At 60.3% G+C, this 22727-nt stretch carries 23 protein-coding genes; 7 read left to right on the forward strand and 16 right to left on the reverse strand.

Features of this window, described 5'->3' with window-relative positions:
* Positions 1 to 214 precede the first annotated feature (214 nt).
* Positions 215 to 1675 (forward strand): membrane-bound lytic murein transglycosylase MltF, encoded by a 1461-nt coding sequence (gene mltF, locus V8N38_RS19315; RefSeq protein ID WP_033644113.1) that lies wholly within the window; start codon positions 215 to 217, stop codon positions 1673 to 1675.
* Here mltF and tadA read toward each other — a convergent pair whose 3' ends face one another.
* A complete protein-coding gene (gene tadA, locus V8N38_RS19320) occupies positions 1676 to 2182 on the reverse strand; it encodes a tRNA adenosine(34) deaminase TadA (RefSeq protein ID WP_015378796.1) in 507 nt (168 codons plus the stop codon). It abuts the gene before it with no gap.
* Positions 2183 to 2299: 117 nt separating this feature from the next.
* Between tadA and V8N38_RS19325 the strand changes: the two genes are divergently transcribed.
* Positions 2300 to 3352, forward strand: a complete 1053-nt coding sequence (locus V8N38_RS19325; protein ID WP_060441119.1) for a DUF2157 domain-containing protein — start codon at positions 2300 to 2302, stop codon at positions 3350 to 3352.
* A 47-nt stretch (positions 3353 to 3399) separates the two neighbouring features.
* On the opposite strand, the gene yfhb is transcribed toward V8N38_RS19325, so the two are convergent.
* From yfhb to murQ, 3 genes are read right to left on the reverse strand one after another with little or no spacing between them, the layout of a single operon-like run.
* On the reverse strand, positions 3400 to 4056 hold the full coding sequence (gene yfhb, locus V8N38_RS19330; protein ID WP_049272836.1) for a phosphatidylglycerophosphatase C: 657 nt from the start codon (positions 4054 to 4056) through the stop codon (positions 3400 to 3402).
* 3 nt (positions 4057 to 4059) lie between these two features.
* Positions 4060 to 5427: a PTS transporter subunit EIIC gene (locus V8N38_RS19335; RefSeq protein WP_060425042.1), complete on the reverse strand. Its 1368-nt coding sequence runs from the start codon at positions 5425 to 5427 to the stop codon at positions 4060 to 4062.
* Positions 5428 to 5445: 18 nt separating this feature from the next.
* A complete protein-coding gene (gene murQ, locus V8N38_RS19340) occupies positions 5446 to 6339 on the reverse strand; it encodes an N-acetylmuramic acid 6-phosphate etherase (RefSeq protein WP_084827254.1) in 894 nt (297 codons plus the stop codon).
* A gap of 167 nt (positions 6340 to 6506) precedes the next feature.
* On the opposite strand from murQ, the gene V8N38_RS19345 reads away from it, so the two are divergent.
* The 3 genes from V8N38_RS19345 to V8N38_RS19355 all read left to right on the forward strand — a co-directional run bounded on the left by V8N38_RS19345 (position 6507) and on the right by V8N38_RS19355 (position 9395).
* Positions 6507 to 7355, forward strand: coding sequence for a MurR/RpiR family transcriptional regulator (locus tag V8N38_RS19345; protein WP_033654299.1), 849 nt, complete (start codon positions 6507 to 6509; stop codon positions 7353 to 7355).
* 143 nt (positions 7356 to 7498) lie between these two features.
* Positions 7499 to 9043 carry a phosphoethanolamine transferase gene (locus tag V8N38_RS19350; protein ID WP_222706168.1) on the forward strand — a complete coding sequence of 515 codons (1545 nt, stop codon included), beginning with the start codon at positions 7499 to 7501 and terminating at the stop codon, positions 9041 to 9043.
* 91 nt (positions 9044 to 9134) lie between these two features.
* Positions 9135 to 9395, forward strand: coding sequence for a YfhL family 4Fe-4S dicluster ferredoxin (locus V8N38_RS19355; protein ID WP_025303942.1), 261 nt, complete (start codon positions 9135 to 9137; stop codon positions 9393 to 9395).
* Between the two features lie 45 nt (positions 9396 to 9440).
* Here V8N38_RS19355 and acpS read toward each other — a convergent pair whose 3' ends face one another.
* The 7 genes from acpS to lepA form a co-directional block, all read right to left on the reverse strand.
* Positions 9441 to 9821, reverse strand: a complete 381-nt coding sequence (gene acpS / locus V8N38_RS19360) for a holo-ACP synthase (protein WP_019452319.1) — start codon at positions 9819 to 9821, stop codon at positions 9441 to 9443.
* Complete coding sequence (gene pdxJ, locus V8N38_RS19365) at positions 9821 to 10552, reverse strand: pyridoxine 5'-phosphate synthase (RefSeq protein ID WP_047730060.1); 732 nt, start codon at positions 10550 to 10552, stop codon at positions 9821 to 9823. The genes acpS and pdxJ overlap by 1 nt, the downstream gene beginning before the upstream one ends.
* 71 nt (positions 10553 to 10623) lie before the next feature.
* Positions 10624 to 11355 carry a DNA repair protein RecO gene (gene recO, locus V8N38_RS19370; RefSeq protein ID WP_004929165.1) on the reverse strand — a complete coding sequence of 244 codons (732 nt, stop codon included), beginning with the start codon at positions 11353 to 11355 and terminating at the stop codon, positions 10624 to 10626.
* Between the two features lie 6 nt (positions 11356 to 11361).
* Complete coding sequence (gene era / locus V8N38_RS19375; RefSeq protein WP_004929162.1) at positions 11362 to 12270, reverse strand: GTPase Era; 909 nt, start codon at positions 12268 to 12270, stop codon at positions 11362 to 11364.
* Positions 12267 to 12947 (reverse strand): ribonuclease III, encoded by a 681-nt coding sequence (rnc, locus tag V8N38_RS19380; protein ID WP_004929158.1) that lies wholly within the window; start codon positions 12945 to 12947, stop codon positions 12267 to 12269. Before rnc ends, era begins: the two co-directional genes overlap by 4 nt.
* A gap of 235 nt (positions 12948 to 13182) precedes the next feature.
* Positions 13183 to 14160 carry a signal peptidase I gene (lepB, locus tag V8N38_RS19385; RefSeq protein ID WP_147840203.1) on the reverse strand — a complete coding sequence of 326 codons (978 nt, stop codon included), beginning with the start codon at positions 14158 to 14160 and terminating at the stop codon, positions 13183 to 13185.
* A 32-nt stretch (positions 14161 to 14192) separates the two neighbouring features.
* Positions 14193 to 15992, reverse strand: a complete 1800-nt coding sequence (gene lepA, locus V8N38_RS19390; RefSeq protein WP_033648940.1) for a translation elongation factor 4 — start codon at positions 15990 to 15992, stop codon at positions 14193 to 14195.
* Between the two features lie 518 nt (positions 15993 to 16510).
* Here lepA and V8N38_RS19395 point away from each other — a divergent pair.
* Entirely contained in the window at positions 16511 to 17347 is an 837-nt protein-coding gene (locus V8N38_RS19395; protein ID WP_141959971.1) for a hypothetical protein, read from the forward strand.
* On the opposite strand, the gene rseC is transcribed toward V8N38_RS19395, so the two are convergent.
* Genes rseC through rpoE form a run of 4 tightly spaced genes read right to left on the reverse strand, consistent with a single transcriptional unit; the run spans position 17344 to position 20035 of the window.
* Positions 17344 to 17820, reverse strand: a complete 477-nt coding sequence (gene rseC, locus V8N38_RS19400) for a SoxR-reducing system protein RseC (RefSeq protein WP_049200768.1) — start codon at positions 17818 to 17820, stop codon at positions 17344 to 17346. The genes V8N38_RS19395 and rseC overlap by 4 nt on opposite strands.
* On the reverse strand, positions 17820 to 18776 hold the full coding sequence (gene rseB / locus V8N38_RS19405; RefSeq protein ID WP_025303948.1) for a sigma-E factor regulatory protein RseB: 957 nt from the start codon (positions 18774 to 18776) through the stop codon (positions 17820 to 17822). Before rseB ends, rseC begins: the two co-directional genes overlap by 1 nt.
* Positions 18776 to 19429 (reverse strand): anti-sigma-E factor RseA, encoded by a 654-nt coding sequence (gene rseA, locus V8N38_RS19410; RefSeq protein ID WP_049200771.1) that lies wholly within the window; start codon positions 19427 to 19429, stop codon positions 18776 to 18778. Before rseA ends, rseB begins: the two co-directional genes overlap by 1 nt.
* A 30-nt stretch (positions 19430 to 19459) precedes the next feature.
* On the reverse strand, positions 19460 to 20035 hold the full coding sequence (gene rpoE / locus V8N38_RS19415; protein WP_004929136.1) for an RNA polymerase sigma factor RpoE: 576 nt from the start codon (positions 20033 to 20035) through the stop codon (positions 19460 to 19462).
* Positions 20036 to 20249: 214 nt separating this feature from the next.
* Between rpoE and nadB the strand changes: the two genes are divergently transcribed.
* Positions 20250 to 21851 (forward strand): L-aspartate oxidase, encoded by a 1602-nt coding sequence (gene nadB / locus V8N38_RS19420; protein ID WP_019452310.1) that lies wholly within the window; start codon positions 20250 to 20252, stop codon positions 21849 to 21851.
* 38 nt (positions 21852 to 21889) lie between these two features.
* Here the strand turns inward: nadB and trmN are convergent, their stop codons facing one another.
* Entirely contained in the window at positions 21890 to 22669 is a 780-nt protein-coding gene (gene trmN / locus V8N38_RS19425) for a tRNA(1)(Val) (adenine(37)-N(6))-methyltransferase TrmN (protein ID WP_060441112.1), read from the reverse strand.
* Positions 22670 to 22727: the final 58 nt, after the last annotated feature.

Below are 22727 nucleotides of genomic sequence, written 5' to 3' on the forward strand. Positions count from 1 at the left end.
CGCGCGCCATTATAGAGAATCCTCGCCGCAGACGAAACCGTTTGCGTAGGGATTATTGATAAAAGCGTGCCGCACCGTCGAATTGTCATAACGTGTCAATAAAGTTGCACACTGGCGTTTTGTTGCGCAAAATGCCCCCCGCACTGGTGATTTAACCATGAGAAAAGTCGCGGTTGTCGTCGCCGGTGTACCTGTGCCACCACTGGATAACTATTTGAAACGTCTTAAAATAAACTACATCCTCATCGGCGTTGTCACCCTGCTTCTGGCTCTCGCGCTGTGGCCCAATATCACCTGGCGCAGCGGCCAGGGCGGGCAACTCCAGGAGATCATTTCCCGCGGCGAGTTGCGTATCAGCACGCTGAATTCACCGCTGACCTATTTCAACACCAAGCAAGGGCCGGGTGGGCTCGACTACGAACTGGCGAAGCGCTTCGCCAACTACCTCGGGGTGAAGCTGGTGGTGATCCCCCATCAGAACATCAATGACCTGTTCGACGATCTGGACGATGACGACGCTGACCTGCTGGCGGCCGGCCTGATCTACAACCAGGAGCGCCTCAGCCGCGCGCGCACCGGCCCGGCCTACTACTCCGTTTCCCAACAGCTGGTGTACCGGCTGGGCACCCCGCGGCCAAAAGGCTTCGCCGACATTAAAGGCAAGCTGGCGGTCGCCTCCGGTTCCGCGCACGTCAGCACGCTAAAGCAGCTCAAGCAGGATAAATACCCGGATCTCGCCTGGGAGTCCTCCAGCGATCTCACCTCCAAAGAGCTGCTGGAGCGAGTCGCCGACGGCAAGCTGGACTACACCCTCGGCGATTCGGTAACCATCGCGCTGCTGCAGCGCATTCATCCGCAGCTGGCGGTGGCGTTCGACGTCACCGACGAAGAGCCGGTCACCTGGTATCTGAAACGCGATGGCGACGACAGCCTGTACGCGGCGATGCTGGATTTCTACAGCCAGATGGTGGATGACGGCACCCTGGCGCGGCTGGAAGAGAAGTACCTCGGCCACGTCGGCAGCTTCGACTATGTGGACACCAAAACCTTCCTGTCGGCCATCGACTCGGTGCTGCCCAACTTCCGCCCGCTGTTCGAGAAGCACGCCAACGAGATCGACTGGAAGCTGCTGGCGGCCATCGCCTATCAGGAATCGCACTGGAATCCGCAGGCCACCTCGCCCACCGGCGTGCGCGGCCTGATGATGCTGACCCGCGCCACCGCCGACGGCCTGGGGGTCAACGATCGCCTCGATCCGGAAGAGAGCATTCAAGGCGGCGCCCTTTACCTGCAACGGCTGATGGCCAAGGTGCCGGACAGCGTGCCGGAAGACGAGCGCATCTGGTTCTCGCTGGCGGCTTACAACATGGGCTGGGGCCACATGCTGGACGCGCGCAAGCTGACCAAGACGCAAAAGGGCAACCCAGACAGCTGGGTCGACGTCAAGCAGCGCCTGCCGATGCTCAGCCAGAAGCGCTACTATCCGCAGCTGACCTACGGCTATGCGCGCGGGCGTGAAGCCTACAACTATGTAGAAAACATCCGCCGCTACCAGGTCAGTCTGGTGGGCTATCTGCAGGAAAAAGAGAGAAAGGCGGCGCAAGCGGCCGCCGAGCAAGAGGCGTTGGGGAAAGGCTACCCGACGGTGATGCCGGAACTGGCGCTCAACTACTGATTATTCCGGCTTATCCGCCGCCCGCTGCGCCAGCCTGAGCGCTTTTTTCTGTTCACGGCGCAGGCGGAAGAAATTGCTCAGGGTGGCGGCGCATTCGTCCGCCAGCACGCCCGAGACGATCTCCACCTGATGGTTCATGCCCGGATGGCGCAGAATGTCCACCAGCGAACCGGCCGCGCCGGTTTTCTCGTCGGCGGCGCCATACACCAGCCGGCGGATACGGCTGTGCACCATCGCACCGGCGCACATCACGCAGGGCTCCAGCGTGACGTAAAGCGTGGCGTTCAGCAAACGGTAGTTTTGCAGCACCGCGCCGCCCTGGCGCAGCGCCATGATCTCGGCGTGTGCGGTAGGATCGTGTCGGCCGATCGGGCGGTTCCAACCCTCGCCGATGACCTGATTGTCCAGCACCAGCAGCGCACCCACCGGCACCTCGCCCTCTTCCTGCGCGCGCAGGGCCAGCTGCAATGCCTGACGCATCCAGTACTCATCGTTATATTCAGTCATCGCATAATTCCTCGTGCGCTTTTGCGGCGGGCATTATACACACTAGCCTCCCTTTGTCGTAGCCGCCCGCCAATGGCTATACTGGCCGAATCAGCGTGTGATTCAGGGACCAGAAGCATGAAACTCAGTAAAAAGAACGCGGTCGTGGTGCGCAAGGCGCTGGACGGTTGGGTGGGAGAAGGCGCCTTGACGCCCGAACAACGGCAGCAACTGCTGCAGCATGTGGCCGTGCAGCCTTTCGACTGGCGGCGGCTGGCGCGCTATGCGTTTCTCGCCGCGCTGGCCTCGCTGCTGATCGCCGTCACCAGCCTGTTCGCCGACAGCGAACTGCTTGCATGGCTCAGCGGGCTGTTCCGCTTCGACGCGCCGGTGCGCATGGCGATCGCCGGCATACTGGCGGCGCTGGCCTACGTCTGGGCGCTGCGTCGCCGCCGGCGCCACCCGGAAAAACGCTACGGCAATGAGGCCGCGCTGTTTGTCGCCGTGTTGCTTACCGCCTGCGCCTTATGGCAGCTGGGGGTCTGGCTGGATAACGGCAGCGGCCGGGTTTCCGTGCTGCTGCTGTTCGCCGCGCTGCTGTACGGCGCGATCGGCTGGTTCAGCCGCTCCGGGCTGGTGTGGTGGTTCGCCCTGCTGTCGCTCGGCAATGCCTTCGGCGCCGAGACCGGCTACCTGTCCGGCTGGGGCGCCTACTGGCTCGGCATGAGCTACCCGATTCGCTTTATCGCCTTTGGTGCGGTGCTGATCGCCGCCGCGCTGCTGTTGCGGCCGCTGTTGGCGCAACGCGGCCTGCAGCGGGTGTCGCTGGCGATGGGCCTGCTGTACCTGTTTATCGCCCTGTGGCTACTGTCTATCTTCGGCAACTACGGCGATCTCGACAGCTGGTACAGCGCGCGCCAGATCGAGCTGTTCCACTGGAGCCTGCTGTTCGGGCTGGCTGCCCTCGCCGCCATCTGGCTGGGGTTGAAGCATGACGACACCATGCTGCGCGGCTTCGGGCTGACCTTCCTCGGCATTAACCTGTATACCCGTCTGTTCGAGTTTTTCTGGGACAGCATGCCGAAGGCGGTTTTCTTCGTGCTGCTCGGCCTGAGCCTGTGGGCGCTGGGGCATTATGCGGAGAAGATTTGGCAGCTGGGGCGCAAGCCGCACGACGTGACCGACGACTGATCGCGGTGCCGATAAAAGCAGAAAGGGCGGAATCTTCCGCCCTTGGTTTATTCCAGTTGCTGCAGCTCGCCCTGCTTGCTTACCCGCCAGCGGTGCTCACAAAAGAACAGCAGCGGATTATCCTGCTTGCTGTCGCTGTAACCGCTGTACAGCTTCAGCGGCGCACCGAGCCGCTGCTCCAGCTGCACCACTTTCTGGGCTCCCAGGCAGCGCAGGGTCAAGACCCAGCCGCCGCAGCGGCGCGTGATGCGGCTGCCGATCAACCGCACCCGCGGCAGAAACGCCGAATCGCGATACACCTGCTCCACCAGCCGCTCCGGCGAGCCGGTAATCAGCCACACTTCGGCATCGTGCTCCTCCAGGTACTGCCGCAGCCGCATTTGCACCACCGGAAATGCGGTCACCTTCTGGCGAAAGGCCTCGATAAACTGCCGCTCCAGCGCCTTTAGCGTCGTTTCGGAACGCCCGAAGGTGATCGCCCATAGCAGCAGGCTCATCGGCCAACGCGCGGCGCGCCCCAGCAGCAGCAGCGCCAGACCGATCGGCAGCAGCAGCGGTATCACCAGCAACAGGTTCAGCGGTAAGCGGCGCAGCAGAAAACGCAAGAAACTGCCGAACATATCTTCCTGATGCAGGGTGCCGTCCAGATCGAAAAAGACCACGCGGCGCCCCTCTGCGGCCGGTTGTTGCTGCTTGTCGCTCAAACGCTACTCCTCGGGATCGTTGAACCCCATCATCCAGGTGAAGAGAAAACCGGCGATAATCGTAATCAGCATCCCCGCCAGATACAACATCACCTTACCTGAGACGATGGTCAACGCCAAAGGCAGCCCCGAAATGCCGAAGGTGATCACCGTCGCCACCTTCCAGTAGCTGATCAGCGCTCCGCCAACCGCACCGCCGAGGCAGGCGCCGATAAACGGCCGGCCCAGCGGCAGCGTCACCCCGAAGATCAGCGGCTCGCCGATGCCGAGAATGCCGACCGGCAACGCCCCTTTGATCACCTTTTTCAGCCGCGCATTGCGGGTTTTCAACAGCACCGCCAGCGCCGCCCCCACCTGCCCGACGCCGGCCATCGCCAGGATCGGCAGCAGCGGGTTGGAACCGTGCGCCTGCACCAGCTCGACGTGGATCGGCACCAGACCCTGATGCAGACCCGAGAGCACCAGCGGCAGGAACAGCCCCGAGAGCAGCGCTCCCACCAGCAGCCCGCCCTTGTCGATCGCCAGATTGGCACCGTGGGCGATGGCGTCGGAGATAATGCCGCCGATCGGCTGCAGAATCAGGATCGCCAGCGAGGCGGTGACCAGCGTGGTCAGCAGTGGGTTAAGGATCAGTTCGACCGACTCCGGCAGCAGCGTGCGCAGGCGTTTCTCCACCCAGCACATTAACGCTACCACCAGCAGCACGGCGATCACCCCGCCGCGCCCCGGCTGCAACGCCTCGCCGAACAAGGTGATCTGCGCCAGCGCCGGGCTGGAGAGAATGCCGGCCATCACGCCGCCCATCGCCTGAGAGCCACCGAATACCCGCGCGGCGTTGACCCCGACCAAAATGTTCATGATGGCGAACACCGCGCTGCCGAAGATCGCCAACAGCCCCAGCACGTTCGGGTAGTCCACTGCCAGCTGGCCGGCGATGTCAGGCCGTTTCAGCAGGTTGATGATGCCGGTGATCAGGCCCGAGGCGATAAACGCCGGGATCAGCGGAATAAAGACATCGGCCAGTTTTTTCAGCGCGCCGCTCATCGGCGCAGCGTATTTTTGCTTGGCCTGCGCCTTGATGCGGGCCGCGTCACCGACGGCGACAACGGGCTGCGCGCTACCGCTCAGCAATTCGCGCATGGCATCCACCACCTTGGCGGCGGCGCCTGGGCCAACGATAAACTGATGCTGCTCACCCTGTTTGATATAGCCCTTCACGCCGGGCAGCTGCCTGAGGGCGGCCAGATCCAGGCGCTGCTCGTCGCTGACCTCGACGCGCACCCGCGTCATGCAGTTCTCCAGTTTGAGGATATTGCCCTCGCCCCCCACGCCCGCCAGGATCTGTGTCGCCAATGCCGTTGTCTTGTCCATCGCCGCCCCCACCGTGAATTAACGCGCCAGCGCCGCGCGCAGGTAGCCGTCGTGCCGCTGCAGCCGCTGCTGTGCCTCTTCGGCGCTGACGCCGGCCAAAAGCATCAGGATCGCCGGTTTGACTTCGAAGCCGGTCTGCGCCAGCGCCGCCTCCGCCTGAGCGCGTTCGGCGCCGGTGGCCTCCACCACGATGCGGCAGGCGCGATCCACCAGTTTGACGTTGGTGGCCTTCACGTCCACCATCAGGTTCTGGTAGACCTTGCCCAGCTTGACCATCGCGCCGGTCGACAGCATGTTGAGCACCAGCTTCTGCGCAGTGCCGGATTTCAGACGCGTCGAGCCGGTCAGAGCCTCCGGCCCCACCACCGGCGAGATCGCCACCTGCGCTTCGTGCGCGATCGGCGAATCCGGGTTGCAGGAGATGGCCGCCGTCGGGCAGCCCAGCCCGCGCGCATAGCGCAGTGCGCCAATCACATAAGGCGTGCGCCCGGAGGCCGCCAACCCCACCACCATATCGACGGCGGTGAGGTTCAGCGCCCGGAGATCGGCTTCGCCCAAAGCTTCGTCGTCTTCCGCCCCCTCCACCGCTTTAAGCAGCGCGCCCGGCCCGCCGGCGATCAGCCCCACCACCACGCCGTGCGGCACACCGAAGGTCGGTGGGCACTCGGAGGCATCCAGCACGCCCAGGCGGCCGCTGGTGCCGGCGCCCAAATAAATCAGCCGCCCACCGGCCTTCAACGCCGCCGCCGCCAAATCGACCGCCTGCGCGATCGCCGGCAGCACCTTTTCGATCGCCTCCGGCACCTTTCGGTCTTCCTGGTTAAAGCAGCGGACCATCTCCAGCGTCGACATCTCATCCAGCCTCATGGTGGCCGGGTTGCGGGTTTCCGATACCAGTGCGCCTAAGTTCATCTGTTCACCTTTGAATTTTTAATTCACAAAATTAAATCAATATTTGAATATTTTATTCAACAAAGCGAGCGCTATTTGCTATTTTAACGGCGAGCTCACAAAAATTTTCACCGCGCGTTTTCGCCGCCTGCGTGGCAAAATGGCCGCTGGTTTCCAGGGAAAGATCAATGAGTACCCTTCTGCGCATTCGCCAGATGTATCCGACACTGGCGCAAAACGACCGCAAGCTGGCGGATTTTTTGCTGAACAACGCCGAGCAGGCGCGCCATCTCAGCTCGCAAAAGCTGGCCCAGCTGGCCGGCATCAGCCAGTCGAGCGTGGTGAAGTTCGCCCAAAAGCTGGGCTATAAAGGTTTCCCGGCGTTGAAGCTGGCGCTGAGCGAGACGCTGGCCCAGCCGCAGGCCGAACCGGTCGTGACCGTTCACAACCACATCCTCAGCAGCGACACGCTGAAAACCGTCGGTGAAAAGCTATTGGCGGAAAAGCAGGCGGCGCTGCGCGCGACGCTGGACATCAACAGCGAAGAGCGGCTGCATCAGGCGCTGGACATGCTGCGTCAGGCGCGCCGGGTAATGCTGATCGGCATCGGCGCTTCCGGGCTGGTGGCCAAGGATTTTTCCTTCAAGCTGCTGAAAATCGGCGTGATGGCGGTGGCCGAAGCGGACATGCACGTTCAGCTGGCGGCGGTGCAGGCGCTGGACAAACGCGATCTGCTGCTCGCTATCTCCTTCAGCGGCGAACGGCGTGAAATCAATCTGGCGGCGGAAGAGGCGCGCCAGGCCGGCGCCAGGGTGTTGGCGCTGACCAGCTTTTCTCCCAACGGCCTGCAGCAGCGCGCGGATCACTGCCTCTACACCATCGCCGAAGAGCCCCACACCCGCAGCGCGGCCATCTCTTCCAGCACGGCCCAGTACGCTCTCACCGATCTGCTGTTTATGGCGCTGATCCAGCACGATCTCGATCATGCCCGCGACCGCATCAAGCACAGCGAACAGTTAATGAAAAAGTTGGTTTGAGGCGTATAATGGCGGCCGATAAAACGCCGCCAGCTCAATTATTTCCCTTCTCTGCATTCGAAAAATAATGTGCGGGCGGTGACTCGCTCAATTATCAATCAATAATTGAGCATGCATGGACAGCATTATTTAACGATACCATTATGAATACACACACTGTTATTTTAGATAAGTTGCGGCACTCCGTGACTCACCCGACCCTACGCACTTTTTTATTTTACGCCATTATTGCTTTGATATTGATCAAAGCGATGGGATACAGCGGTGTAAAAGGCATTGATATTCTTTTTATTGCACTTATCTTGTTATTATTATCTATCCATTCGCTTACCCGTTACGGCCTGATTATTCCATTTATTCTGCTGTGCGCACTGTATGCGCCGGTCGGGGCCATATACGGTTCCCCATCAGCCGTCGTGGTGTCAGCCCTGCTGCAATCCAACCCGATAGAGGCAAGGGAGTTTTTGCAAACCCTCCCGGTCAGCTGTTATCTGTTGCCTGTCGCCATTCTGCTTACGCCGGTCATTCTCGGTCGATTGATTTGGCGACACCCCCTGTCAAAGAAAACAATATTGATCGCATTGGGCCTGCTTACGGCGATTATTATCGCCAGAGCATTCAGCGGTGGGTTGAGCAATCTCAGATTGCCTGACTTCTTTTTATCCACTTACTCCGCTTACGATCAATACCAACAGCAGATTGATGAATTAAACACCGACGCTTCAGCACCAAACCGCTGGTCGCTTACCGCCGGAGCACCAACGAATGAGAACTATGTCATTATCGTCGGCGAAAGTATGCGCAGGGATCATATGTCCTTATTTGGTTATCCGGTGTCCACTACACCGTTTCTGGATAATGCCAAGGGACGGTTTTACAGTAACTATATTTCCACCGCGCCGAATACGTTCGAATCGCTCCCCCGCACGCTGGCTTTAAGCAACGGCCACAACATTGCCCTCGGAGATAATATCATCACCCTGGCAAAAACCGCCGGCCTCAATACCCACTGGCTGTCCAATCAGGGCATGTTCGGGCAATTCGATACGCCGGTATCAAAAATCGCCATGTTCAGCGATAACCATTACTTCCTGAAGAAAGGCGACTATCAATCGCGCAACACCGATGATGATGCGCTGCTGCTGATATTTGACCAACTATTGAGCCGCCAGGGGCAAGGCAACCTGTATGTGCTGCATCTGATGGGCTCGCACGCCGACTTTTGCGAGCGGCTTAACGGCGAACCGCCGAGCGTCGAGTCGCCGAATAAGGAGCTGGCCTGCTACCTCTCTACCTATCGCAAGACCGATCGTTTTATCGAGCAGGTTTATCACAGTCTGAAACGGACCGGCGCGCCGTTTAAACTGTTCTATTTCTCCGATCACGGTCTTTCCCATAAGGATATCGGCGGCATACGTTCTCTGCGTCACAGCGGCGATACCCGGCAGAATTACCAGGTGCCGTTGCTGGTGCTGAGCGATCGCGACCAACAACACCAGATCATTGATGATCCCTTGAGCGCGTTCGATTTTATCGGGTTGTTTGCTCAAGAGGCGGGAATACGGGTTGCCCATCCGGAGGTGATGCCGACGATGCGTATGGCGGATACCGATAAGCGCTGGGTGTTTGACGGGCAGAGAAGGGTTGATTTCGATCAGTTGGCTGACGACCCACCTGAGTTACCCTAAGCGGTAAGATGACGAAAAAATGCCCGCCGCGCGGCGATTCTATGATAGATTGCGCGCCAGCCCGAGCACACCGATGGAAAGATAACTGACAATGGCACTGCTGATTACCAAGAAATGTATCAACTGCGACATGTGCGAGCCGGAATGCCCGAACCAGGCGATCTCGATGGGCGATGAGATTTATCAGATCGATACCGATCGCTGCACCGAGTGCGTCGGCCATTATGATACGCCGACCTGCCAGCAGGTTTGCCCGATCGACAACACCATCATCACCGATCCGCAGCATCGCGAGAGCAACGAACAGCTGTGGGACAAGTTCGTGGTGCTGCACCACGCCGATCGCATTTAATCCGCCGCAGGACTGACAAGGGCGCCACAGGCGCCCTTTCTCTTTTCAGCTTTCGACGATCACCGTCGCGCAGGCATAGCGCCGTTCGTCGGCCAGCGAAACGTGGATCGCGGCGACCCCCATCTCCCCGGCCAGCTCGGCGGCGCGGCCGTGCAAACGAATATTCGGCTTGCCCAACGCATCGTTGAACACTTCGAACTGATTGAACGCCAGGCCGTTGCGAATGCCGGTGCCGAACGCCTTGGCAGCGGCCTCTTTCACCGCGAAACGCTTGGCCAGAAAGCGAATCGGCTGCTGGTGCTGCTGATACAGCGCCCACTCGGCGTCGCTCAGCACGCGGCGCGCCAGACGATCGCCGCTGCGCTCCACCACCGCTTCGATACGCGCCATCTCGACGATGTCGGTACCCAGCCCGAGCACCGCCATTACCGGCGCGCTTCCCGCATCAGCACTTTCATGTCGGCAACCGCGGCCGGCAGCCCGCACATCACCGCCTGGCCGATAATCGCATGGCCGATGTTCAGCTCGTGCATTTCCGGCAGCGCGGCAATCGGCTGCACGTTGTGGTAGGTCAGGCCGTGGCCGGCATTGACCTTCAGCCCCTTCTCGGCCGCGTAGGCGGCGGCTACCGCTATGCGGCGCAGCTCGGCCTGTACCGCCAGCTCGCCCTGGGCTTCGGCGTAGGCACCGGTGTGGATCTCGATATAAGGAGCGCCCACCGCCACCGCCGCATCGATCTGGCGATGATCGGGATCGATGAACAGCGAGACCAAAATGCCCGCCTGCGCCAGGCGCTCAACCGCCACGCTCATTTTGTCCAGCTGGCCGGCGACGTCCAGGCCGCCTTCGGTGGTCACTTCTTCACGCTTTTCCGGCACCAGGCAGCAGAAGTGCGGCTTCAGCTCAATGGCGATATCCAGCATCTCGTCGGTCACCGCCATCTCCAGATTCATGCGCGTCTGGATGGTCTGGCGCAGCAGGCGCACGTCGCGGTCGGTGATGTGGCGGCGGTCTTCGCGCAGATGCACGGTAATGCCGTCGGCCCCCGCCTGTTCGGCAATGAATGCCGCCTGAACCGGATCCGGGTATTGGGTTCCGCGCGCGTTACGTAACGTGGCGATGTGATCGATATTGACGCCCAGCAGCAAATCAGCCATGACAACCTCTAAATACGATTTTCAGTGCCAGCAGTTTACACGCGGGCGCAAGGCGGCAAAAGGGGAAAAGGTCAGGCGTCGTCGACCGGCGTATTCGGCTGTTTGCGCACAAACTGACGGAACAGTTCGCGGCTCTTCAACGGTTTGCCGCCGAGGTAGGGTTTCAGCGCCATACGGGTGAAACGCTTGGCGGCGCGCAGCGTCTCGGCATCGGGAAACTGCCGCTCCGCCAGCGCGCGCAGTTCGCGCCCGGTGAAGCTGTAGTGATCCACCACCAGGCTGGCGATAAAGCCTTTCTCTTCGCGGTAACGATAGGTCATGGCATCATCCACCGGCAGGCCGCTGCCGGCGCAGTGCAGGAAATCAAGGCCGTAGCCCAGGTGGTGCAGCAAGGCCAGTTCGAACTGACGCAGCGCCTGTTCCGGCGAGCTGTCTTCCGCCGCCAGCGCCTGCAGGCATTGCAGATAGTCGAAGAACAACACCGAGTAGTTGGTTTCCTGCTCCAGCACGCGCGCCAGCAGTTCGTTCACGTACAGGCCGCTGTAAAGCATCATGCCGCTGAGGGGTAAACCGAGGGAGACCGCTTCAGCGTTGCGCAGCGTTTTCACTTCGCCGCGGCCGCCCCAGCGCACTAACAGGGGGGTAAAGGGTTGCAGACAACCCTTCAGATTGGAACGGCGGCTGCGCGCGCCTTTCGCCAGCAAGCGCACCCGCCCATGACCTTCGGTAAACAGATCCAGCATCAGACTGGTTTCACTGTACGGCCGCCCATGCAGGACGAAAGCGCGCTCCCAGCCGTCCACGGATCGTTACTTCAGATCGTCAACATAGCCCAGGCTGCGCAGCGCACGTTCGTCGTCCGCCCAACCGGATTTCACTTTCACCCACAGCTCGAGATGCACTTTGGCGTCGAACATCTGTTCCATGTCCTGGCGCGCTTCGATGCCGATGGTTTTGATCTTGGCGCCTTTGTTGCCGATGACCATTTTCTTCTGGCCTTCGCGCTCGACCAGGATCAGGCCGTGCACATCGTAGCCGCCGCGATCGTTAGCCACGAACTGTTCGATTTCCACCGTCACCGAATACGGCAGCTCTTCGCCCAGGAAACGCATCAGCTTCTCGCGGATGATCTCGGACGCCATAAAGCGCTGGGAGCGATCGGTGATGTAGTCTTCCGGGAAGTGGTGTTCCGCTTCCGGCAGCAGCTTGCGCACGATGCCGGCGATGGTGTCGACGTTCATCCCTTTCTCGGCGGAGATAGGCACCACGTCGAGGAAGTTCATCTGCTGGCTGAGGAACGCGATGTGCGGCAACAGCTTGGATTTGTCGGTGACGTTATCAACCTTGTTGATCGCCAGCAATACCGGGCAGCGCAGGCTGCGCAGCTTGTTGACCACCATTTCGTCGTCGGCGGTCCAGTTGGTGCCTTCGACCACGAAGATCACCAGTTCGACATCGCCGATCGAGCTGCTGGCCGCGCGGTTCATCAAGCGGTTGATGGCGCGTTTTTCTTCGATGTGCAGCCCTGGGGTGTCGACGTAGATCGCCTGATAGGCGCCATCGGTGTCGATGCCCATGATGCGGTGACGGGTCGTCTGCGGCTTACGCGACGTAATGGAAACCTTCTGCCCCAGCAGTTGGTTCAGCAACGTCGATTTGCCCACGTTCGGGCGGCCGACGATGGCGATAAACCCGCAGTGTTGTTTTACTTCGCTCATTCAAGCTCCAGCTTTTTCAGCGCTTGTTCCGCTGCCGCCTGCTCGGCTTTACGGCGGCTCGAGCCGGTGCCCACCACGGGCTCGCTCAAACCACTCACCTGGCAGTGGATGGTAAACTCTTGGTCGTGCGCTTCACCGCGAACCTGCACCACCAAATAAGAAGGCAACGGCAGATGACGCCCCTGCAAAAACTCCTGCAAACGGGTTTTCGGGTCTTTCTGCTTATCACCGGGGCTGATTTCGTCCAACCGGCTGCGATACCAGTCCAAAATCAGACGCTCGACGGTCTGGATGTCGCTGTCCAGGAACACGCCGCCGATCAATGCCTCCACCGTATCCGCCAGGATTGACTCGCGGCGGAACCCACCACTTTTCAATTCGCCCGGCCCCAGCCGCAGACATTCGCCCAGGTCAAACTCGCGCGCCATCTCCGCCAGCGTGTTGCCGCGCACCAGCGTGGCACGCATGCGGCTCATATCGCCCTCGTCTACGCGAGGAAAGCGGTGATAGAGCGCATTGGCGATGACAAAGCTCAGAATCGAGTCACCCAGAAACTCAAGACGTTCATTGTGTTTACTGCTGGCGCTGCGGTGAGTCAAAGCCTGCAGTAAAAGCTCCTGCTGTTGAAAAGTGTAGCCCAGCTTCCGCTGCAGCCTGTTTATTACGATGGGGTTCATGAGTTACCAATAGATCAAGAATGCGTCAAAAACTTGCAGCATACGGAACAGGCCTGCTTCGCCGAAAGCCGATCCAAAGCTGTTTCGTTTGCAGTGGCTCCCAGCAGGAGCCAACTTTTTATCGCTCGAGAAAGTATTCTACAACGAGTGGAAACATAATGCTGTGTTTATATCCCCTTAATCTTTCACGCCGCAGTAGGCTGCGGCGTGAAATAGACAGGGAATAAGTCAGCGATTAATGAATGCCGCCGATCCGGCTGAAACGCACGCCGGTAGGCCACTCACCTTCCTGCTTTTCAAAGCTCATCCAGATGGCCGTGGCTTTACCCACCAGATTCTTCTCCGGCACAAAGCCCCAGTAGCGGCTGTCCGCGCTGTTGTCGCGGTTGTCGCCCATCATGAAGTAATGCCCGGCCGGCACCACCCACTCCGCCAGCGGTTTGCCCGGCTGTTGGTAGTAAGCGCCCACCTGATCCTGCGTGCCCGGCACGGTCAGGATGCGGTGGGCCACGTTGCCCAGGCTCTCCTGACGCTCGCGCAGACGAATGCCGCCCTGCGGCACGTTGTCGTTCAGCGGGATTTGGTAGAAGCCGTTGCTGGCCTCGCCCATGCCGCTGCGGCTGAACAGCTGCACGAAGTCGCTCGGCTGGGCGTCCGCGTAGGTCACCGCCAGCGCGGTATCGCAGGACTGCCCGCTGTTGCAGGACGGCTGCACCGTAACGCGCTTATTCACCGGATCGTAAGTAATACGATCGCCCGGCAGGCCAATTACGCGCTTGATATAATCGAGCTTCGGATCCAGCGGATATTTAAATACCGCAATATCGCCGCGCTTCGGATGGCCGGTTTCAATGAGCGTGGTCTGGGTAATCGGATCTTTAATGCCGTAGGCATATTTCTCCACCAGAATGAAATCGCCAATCAACAGCGTCGGCATCATTGAGCCGGACGGGATCTGGAACGGTTCGTAAATAAACGAACGCACCACAAAGACCAGCAACAGCACCGGGAACACCGATGCGCCAGTCTCTACCCAACCAGGCTGCTTCGCCACTTTCGCCAGCGTTTTATCGTCTACGGCGCCCGCGGTCTGCTCGTTGACCGCCGCGATCTTCGCGCGGCGGGCCGGCGCCCATTTAAAGCGCTCGAAGCACCAGATGATCCCGGTGACCAGGGTGGCCAACGCCAGGATCAGGGCAAACATATTCGCCATGCAAACTCCCTCGTTTCGCGAACTCGTCGCGGTTACTTGCCGTCTTTACCGACGTGCAGAATGGCCAGGAACGCTTCCTGCGGCAGCTCGACGTTGCCGACCTGCTTCATGCGTTTCTTACCGTCTTTCTGTTTCTGCAGCAGCTTTTTCTTACGGCTGACGTCACCGCCGTAGCATTTCGCCAGCACGTTTTTACGCAACTGCTTCACGGTGGAACGCGCGATGATGTGCGTGCCGATCGCCGCCTGAATCGCGATGTCGAACTGCTGACGCGGGATCAGATCTTTCATCTTCTCCACCAGTTCACGGCCGCGATACTGCGAGTTGTCGCGGTGGGTGATCAGCGCCAGCGCATCCACGCGCTCGTTGTTGATCAGCACGTCCACGCGCACCATGTCGGAAGCCTGGAAGCGCTTGAAGTTGTAATCCAGCGACGCATAACCGCGCGACGTGGACTTCAGGCGGTCGAAGAAGTCGAGCACCACTTCCGCCATCGGGATTTCATAGGTCAACGCCACCTGGTTGCCGTGGTAGACCATGTTGGTCTGCACGCCGCGCTTCTCAACGCACAGGGTGATGACGTTGCCCAGGTATTCCTGCGGCATCAGCATGTGGCATTCGGCGATCGGCTCGCGCAGTTCCTGGATATTGTTCAACGGCGGCAGCTTGGACGGGCTGTCGACGTAGATCACTTCTTTGCCGGTGGTTTCCACTTCGTAGACGACCGTCGGCGCGGTGGTGATCAGATCCAGATCGTATTCACGCTCCAGACGCTCCTGAATGATCTCCATGTGCAGCAGGCCGAGGAAGCCGCAGCGGAAGCCGAAGCCCAGCGCGGTGGAGCTTTCCGGCTCGTAGAACAGGGAGGCGTCGTTGAGGCTCAGTTTGCCCAGCGCATCGCGGAAGGATTCATAGTCGTCGGAGCTGATCGGGAATAGACCGGCGTACACCTGCGGCTTCACTTTCTTGAAGCCCGGCAGCGCTTTATCCGCCGGCTGACGCGCCTGCGTCAGGGTATCGCCCACCGGCGCGCCGAGGATGTCTTTGATCGCGCAGACCAGCCAGCCCACTTCGCCGCAGTTCAGCACGTCGCGATCGACCTGCTTCGGCGTGAAGATGCCCAGGCGATCGGCGTTGTACACCTGGCCGGTGCTCATGACCTTGATCTTGTCGCCCTTGCGCAGCGTGCCGTTCTTGACGCGCACCAGAGACACGACGCCCAGGTAGTTATCGAACCAGGAGTCGATGATCAGCGCCTGCAGCGGCGCATCCGGATCGCCCTGCGGCGGCGGGATATCGCGCACCAGGCGCTCCAGCACGTCGGGCACGCCGACGCCGGTTTTGGCCGAGCAGCGCACCGCATCGGTAGCGTCGATGCCGACGATGTCTTCGATTTCCTGTGCGGCGCGATCCGGATCGGCGGCCGGCAGGTCAATCTTGTTCAGTACCGGCACCACTTCCAGATCCATTTCGATCGCGGTGTAGCAGTTGGCCAGCGTCTGGGCTTCTACGCCCTGACCGGCGTCCACCACCAACAGCGCGCCTTCGCAGGCCGCCAGCGAGCGGGAAACTTCATAGGAGAAGTCAACGTGGCCGGGGGTGTCGATAAAGTTGAGTTGATAGGTCTGCCCATCCAGCGCCTTATAATCCAGCGTCACGCTCTGCGCTTTGATGGTGATGCCGCGCTCGCGCTCCAGATCCATGGAATCGAGCACCTGCGCGGCCATTTCACGGTCGGACAAGCCACCGCAGATTTGGATAATGCGGTCAGACAGCGTCGACTTACCGTGGTCAATATGGGCAATAATGGAGAAATTTCGTATATGCTTCATTATAAAAGTTTTTCTGCCTTGGTATTTCTGAATTACTCGCCTATAGAAACCCGCATGGACCTAAAGCGACAGTGAATGGGTTAGGCCGTCTTGCACCTGAATCGCTGCATTCTACATGCCACACCACTGAAAACCTAGCGATCGGTGCAGTGAAGGCATTCTATTATGCGCAGCTAAATGTTACAGGGCACCCCGGCGGGTGAAAACAGATGTTAACGCGGACGATACGGCCTGAACCCAAGGCTTGCAGGTGCTCCGTGGCCGTCAAACTCCGGCGCTAATACATAACCGGCCGCAGCGCAATAAACCCTCTCCGAAATTATAAGAAAAGAATATTTGGATCAACCTCTTAGAATTCCATTTCGCCCCTCTTCCTTTAGGAAAAACCCCATATACGCCACCACCGCCCCTCGGATAGAAAGGGCATGAACTCCGCGACAAAACATTATTCCGGGCACTACATCGGCAGCCCACCGGGGTTCAGCAGCATATCTGCGTACGTTGATTGGAAGGTGCATATGATCGATAAAGGGCAAATGCTGAGCCGGCACGATTTTTCGAAGGTCAACTGGGGCATTCTGGCGGCGGCGGCGCTGCTGTTTAGCGTGGGAGCCGCGCTGTTGGTGCTGCCGCTGCTGAGCAGCATTGATGAGAGTGAAGTCATCACGCTGTTGCAGGCCGGCGCGGGCACGGTTTTACTCGGCTGTACGCTGCTGGCGCTGCGGCACTATCTGCGCCCGACGCTGACCTATCGCCTGTACGAGCACGGCGTGCGGGTCTTTGACGGCCACCATCACAAAGAGCGCTTCATCCCGTTTGAGAAGATCGGCGACATCTATCGCTTTCGCGGCGGCAAAGCTTTTGGCGGGCTGTTTGACGTCACGGCGTTCCGCGCCGGCGCGGATCAGCCCTGGTGTACGGTTTTCAGCAACGTCGCCCATTCGTGGCGGCTGGCGGACGTGATCGTTGACCAACAGCTGCAGCAGCGCGGGCCGCTGGCATTGAATGCGCTCTATCAGGGGGAAGTGGTGCCGTTTCACACCGTTGAGGGCGACGCACGCTGGCTGTGGCAGCTGCTGCTGGGCAAACGGCAAGGTACGCCGACTGAAACGCTGCGGCTAAGCGCCACCTTGCTGGCCACGGAACGGGGAAACGTGCCGCTCGAGCAGATCCGCGCGGTGGAAAACCATCCGCAGCTCGGCATCCGTTTGCTCGACGGCCAGGGAAATGTGCTGTTCGCGATTAACTACGATTCGCTGCTCAGCGCCGATCTGTTCATCGCGCTGTTGGAGCATATGATCCACAACCGCATCCCCGCCTATCACAACCCGGCGATGACGCGGCCGTCGGTTTAAATCAGCGGGGAGTTTTCCGCCTGCATGCGCATCGCGGTAGGCGGCAACCCAATCTGCAGCACCACCGGCTGGTAATCGGCCTGCTCGCCCAGACGCCGGGCCAACCGGCGCGCCAGCATAAAGGCCGCCCCGCCGCCCAGCACGGCGCCGATCGCCGCCGAGGCGTCGCTACCGAAACAATATTGCAGCAAGGTACCGCCCAACATCATGCCCAGCAGCGGCGTCAGGTAAACCAGCATGGCGGAGCGCAGCAGGCTGCCCTCCGCAATGCCAACCTCGACGCGCTGCCCCGGTTCGAGCGGCTGATCGATATGCACCTGCAGCTGATGCTCGGTCTCCGGCACCAGCTCGTTCAACGCGCGCGCGCCGCAGCCGGAGCGCGCGGTACAGCTGCCGCAACCGGCCTTGGGTTCACAGCGCAGCAGCGCTACGCCCTGTTGCCACGAAACCACCGTGGCCCACTCTTTCATCATTACGGCGATACCTTGAAAGAAATGCTGTCAGCGATGCGTTTGGCCGTAGCCGGCGGCAATTCGCCCACGATAGTGATTTCGTTACCCGCGCGCACTTCGGTCTGAATGGTGCGGCGCCCCTGACGGTAGTATTGCTGCCCGGCTCCGCTGCCCGCCGGGCTGACGTTGACCGAGAAGCTGAACAGACCGTCGCTGTAAAGCCGGGATTCGACCGGCACGGCGACATTCGGTAATTTGCGGCGATTGCGCGCCACCTCGTCCACCCCGGCCGGCAGCCAGCCGGTGCTCCAGCTGAGCTGGACGTTTTCCACCGCCGGTAGCGACAGCAGCGGCGGCAGGTTGGCTTTGAGCAGCCCCTGCATCGCGCCCTGCACGTCGGCGCCGACCGCGAAGGAGATCACCCGATATTGCTCCAGCGTTTCGCCGTCGCGATCGAGCAGATCCACCCGCAGCGGCAGCTTGGTGTCCTCGTCCATCCAGACGATGTAGCTGTAGCGGGAACCGTCGCGCGCCACCACGCGCAGCACTTCACACGGCCGATCGGCGATGCGGGTGCTGCCCACGGAGATGAAGTCGTAGTACTTGGCCAGACGGGTGAAATCGGCATAGACGATCGCCGGCAGCGCATCGACGATGTGATCGCCGGTGAGCGTGAACGGCTCCAGGCCAGGCTCGAAGTAGCTGATCCCGCCGCCGCGCTGCAATACTTCGCGGCGCGGGCCGTCCATATGCAACAGCTGGCCGAGCGGCACGTTGCCGATCACCGCATGGCGATAGCGCAACGACTCGATTCCCTGCTTGCTGATGCTGATGTAGGCGAGCTCGTAATTGAGAGAACGGCTGGCGCTGCTCATCTGTTGCAATAACGCCCCGGACGCAGTTGGCTGCGCCGGGGCGATGCTGGAATAGAGCAGGCTGCCCGTCAATAAACAAACGGAGAACCAGATTTGCTTCATTACTGCTGTTGCATTCCTAAAGACTGAGTTCCGGGAACCTGAATGGCAGCCTGTTGCGGGTTGCTTTGTTCAAGCTGCAGCTGATCCGAATGCAGGCGACGTTGCAGTTCATAGTCCTGCAGCATGGCGTTGATACGCTTGCGCTGTTCCTGCACCTGCTGCTGTTGGCCGCTGCCGGTGGAGAAGCTGTCGGCCGGGACGCCCAGGCTGACCGGTGAGGCCTGGCCCATGATCGGCAGCGTGGTGAAGGCCGGCGATTCGGACGCGTTCGATGATGCAGCAGGTTGGTTATAGTGCTGTACGCCGACGATCACCGCCAGCGACACGCAGGCCGCCATACCGATTTGCGTAATCTGGCTCGCCCAAGGACGCACTTTGTCCCAGAACGGCATTTTCTGCCAGGTGTGAGGCTGCGGCTGAGACTCCTGAACGGCGGAAGGCACCAGCCGGGCGGGTTCTTTCTCAAGTGCAGCGGCTACGCGATCGGCGATGTCGAGATGCATCACTTGGCCGACATCACCTCGCAGTGTGTCACGTATCAGGTGATAGCTCTGCCAGCTTTGTTGAAGCGTTCGATCTTGCGACAGAGAACTCAACAGCTCGCTGTCGAACGATTCACCATCCATCAGAGCGGAAAGCTTTTCTTTCTGCATGCCTAAGTACCCTTCCTGTGCCCGCCATTGCTAACGCTGGATCAGCGGTTGAACTTTATTATCGATAGCTTCCCGGGCGCGGAAAATACGCGAACGTACGGTTCCGACCGGGCAATCCATGATGGCAGCTATCTCTTCGTAGCTTAGACCATCCAACTCCCGCAGGGTAATCGCCATGCGAAGATCCTCAGGAAGCGACTCAATGGTACGGAAAACTATCTGTCTCAGCTCTTCTGACAACATTAAGTTCTCAGGGTTCGAAATTTCTTTCAGTGCGCCCGCACTTTCGTAATTTTCCGCATCGTTGGCGTCCACATCACTGGATGGCGGACGGCGCCCCTGAGCAACCAGATAATTCTTTGCCGTGTTCACGGCGATTCGATACAACCAGGTATAAAAAGCGCTGTCGCCACGGAACGATTCCAGTGCGCGATAGGCCTTGATAAACGACTCCTGCACCACATCGGGCACATCGCCCTGCGGCACATAGCGGGAAACGAGACTCGCCACCTTATGCTGATAGCGCACTACCAGTAGGTTAAACGATTTCTGATCGCCCTTTTGGACCCGCTCGACCAGAACTTGATCCGTTAACTGCTCGCTCATCCGAGGTAAACTCTCCCCAAATCCGTCTCCACGCGTAAAATTGTACTGCCAGCCATACATTATTTTCCTGAGCAAGCACTCGCTTGGAGTTCATATAGAACACGAAGTTCCATATCGCCATTGTTTTTTCTGTTGATGTCGCCCTATCCGTGGCTTTTGCCCGGACAGTTAGGCTAACATGAAATTCACTCTTCTTCTGCACACATCATACGTTATGCAACCATCATCTGAACATGTTAGCGATGTACTGATCGTCGGCAGCGGCGCTGCGGGCCTGTCACTGGCGCTGCGCCTGGCGCAGCATTGCAAGGTTACCGTTCTCAGCAAGGGGCCGCTCAGCGAGGGCGCCACCTTTTATGCCCAAGGCGGGATCGCCGCGGTGTTCGATGAGACGGACAGCATTGCCTCACACGTTGATGACACTTTGATTGCCGGCGCCGGCCTGTGCGACAAAGAGGCCGTCGAATTCATCGCCGGCAACGCGCGCCACTGCGTGCAGTGGCTGATCGATCAGGGCGTGCTGTTCGACACCGAGGTCAACGCGCAGGGCGAGGAGCATTATCACCTCACGCGCGAAGGTGGCCACAGCCATCGCCGCATCCTGCACGCCGCGGACGCTACCGGTAAGGAAGTAGAGACCACGCTGGTGGGGAAAGCAAGCGCTCACCCCAATATTTGCGTGATGGAGCGCCGCAACGCGGTTGACCTGATTACCTCGAACAAAATCGGCCTGCCGGGCACCCGCCGAGTGGTGGGCGCTTACGTCTGGAACCGCGAGCTGGAGCGGGTGGAAACCTACCGCGCCAAAACGGTGGTGCTGGCGACCGGCGGCGCGGCCAAGGTATACCAATACACCACCAACCCGGACATCTCCTCCGGCGACGGCATCGCCATGGCCTGGCGCGCCGGCTGCCGGGTCGCCAACCTGGAGTTCAACCAGTTCCACCCGACCTGCCTGTTCCATCCTCAGGCGCGCAACTTCCTGCTGACCGAAGCGCTGCGCGGCGAAGGGGCTTACCTGAAGCGCCCGGACGGCAGCCGCTTTATGCCCGATTTTGACCCGCGCGGCGAACTGGCCCCGCGCGATATCGTCGCCCGCGCCATCGACCATGAAATGAAGCGCCTGGGCGCCGACTGCATGTACCTGGACATCAGCCACAAGCCGGCGGAGTTCATCACCCAGCACTTCCCAATGATCCACGAGAAGCTGCTGACGCTGGGCTTCGATCTGACCCGGCAGCCGATCCCGATCGTCCCGGCGGCGCACTACACCTGCGGCGGCGTGATGGTCGATCAGCACGGCCGCACCGATCTCGACGGGCTGTACGCCATCGGCGAGGTCAGCTATACCGGCCTGCACGGCGCCAACCGCATGGCGTCGAATTCGCTGCTGGAGTGCCTGGTGTACGGTTGGTCGGCGGCGGAAGACATTCTGCAGCGCCTGCCGTTCATTCAGCAGGCCAAACAGGTGCCGCACTGGGATGAAAGCCGGGTGGATGATGCGGACGAACGGGTGGTGATTCAGCACAACTGGCACGAGCTGCGGCTGTTCATGTGGGATTACGTCGGCATCGTGCGCACCACCAAGCGGTTGGAACGCGCCCTGCGCCGCATCAACACGCTGCAGGCGGAAATCGACGAGTACTACGCTCACTTCCGCATCTCCAACAACCTGCTGGAGCTGCGCAATCTGGTGCAGGTGGCCGAGCTTATCGTGCGCAGCGCCATGGCGCGCAAAGAGAGCCGCGGCCTGCACTACACGCTGGACTATCCGGATCTGCTGCCGGAAGCGCTGCCGACCATTTTGCAGCCTTAACCTCTGCGACAGGGCGCCTAATCGGCGCCCTTTTCTTTTCAGTAGAACAGGTAGAAGTCGGCGATCAACCGGCGGAAATCGTCGGTATAGCTGCCATCGGCCTGCTTGATCGCCAGCGCCTGCTCCCGCAGCGGCGTTTCCCGCCGCGTCAGCGCCAGCAGCACCCGGTGCAGCGGCGTATCGGCCCGATCGCTGACGTTCACTTTCGCCGCCGTCTGCCAGCCGCTTTGCTGCGCCAGACGTTCGAATTCGGCGCCGATGTCATGCGGCAGCACCACGCAGAACGTTCCCTGTTCCGCCAGCAGCTGTGCCGCACAGGCCAACAGCGCATCGTGCGTCAGGGTTTCGGTGTAACGCGCGTTGTGGCGCGCCTGGTCGCGGCAGGCCACCGCCGGCTCGAAATAAGGCGGATTACTGACGATCAGATCATACTCAGCGGCATGCTGCTGCGCATAATGGTGAATATCCTGCGCATGCACGCGGATGCGCTGCGGCCACGGCGACTCCGCCGCATTTTCGCGCGCCTGGCCGGCGGCGGCTTCATCCAGCTCCACCGCGTCAATGGTCACTTCGTCGCCGCTGCGCTGCGCCAGCATCAGCGCGATCAGCCCGCTGCCGCTGCCGATGTCCAGCACCCGGCGCGCCTGCCCCAGCGGCGCCCAGGCGCCGAGCAGCACCCCGTCGGTGCCCACTTTCATGGCGCAACGATCGTGGGCGACAAAGAATTGTTTAAAGGTAAAACCCCCGCGGCGCGGGGTAAAATCGGCTTTCGATCGCTTGCTCACACTCACCACCTGGCTATAAAACTGGCGTAGCATAAGGCAATCTGATCGACGGGAAAAGAGCGGCTTTCCGCTTAAATAGGTGAAGATCGCG

The sequence above is a fragment of the Serratia nevei genome, assembly GCF_037948395.1.
GTDB lineage: Bacteria > Pseudomonadota > Gammaproteobacteria > Enterobacterales > Enterobacteriaceae > Serratia > Serratia nevei.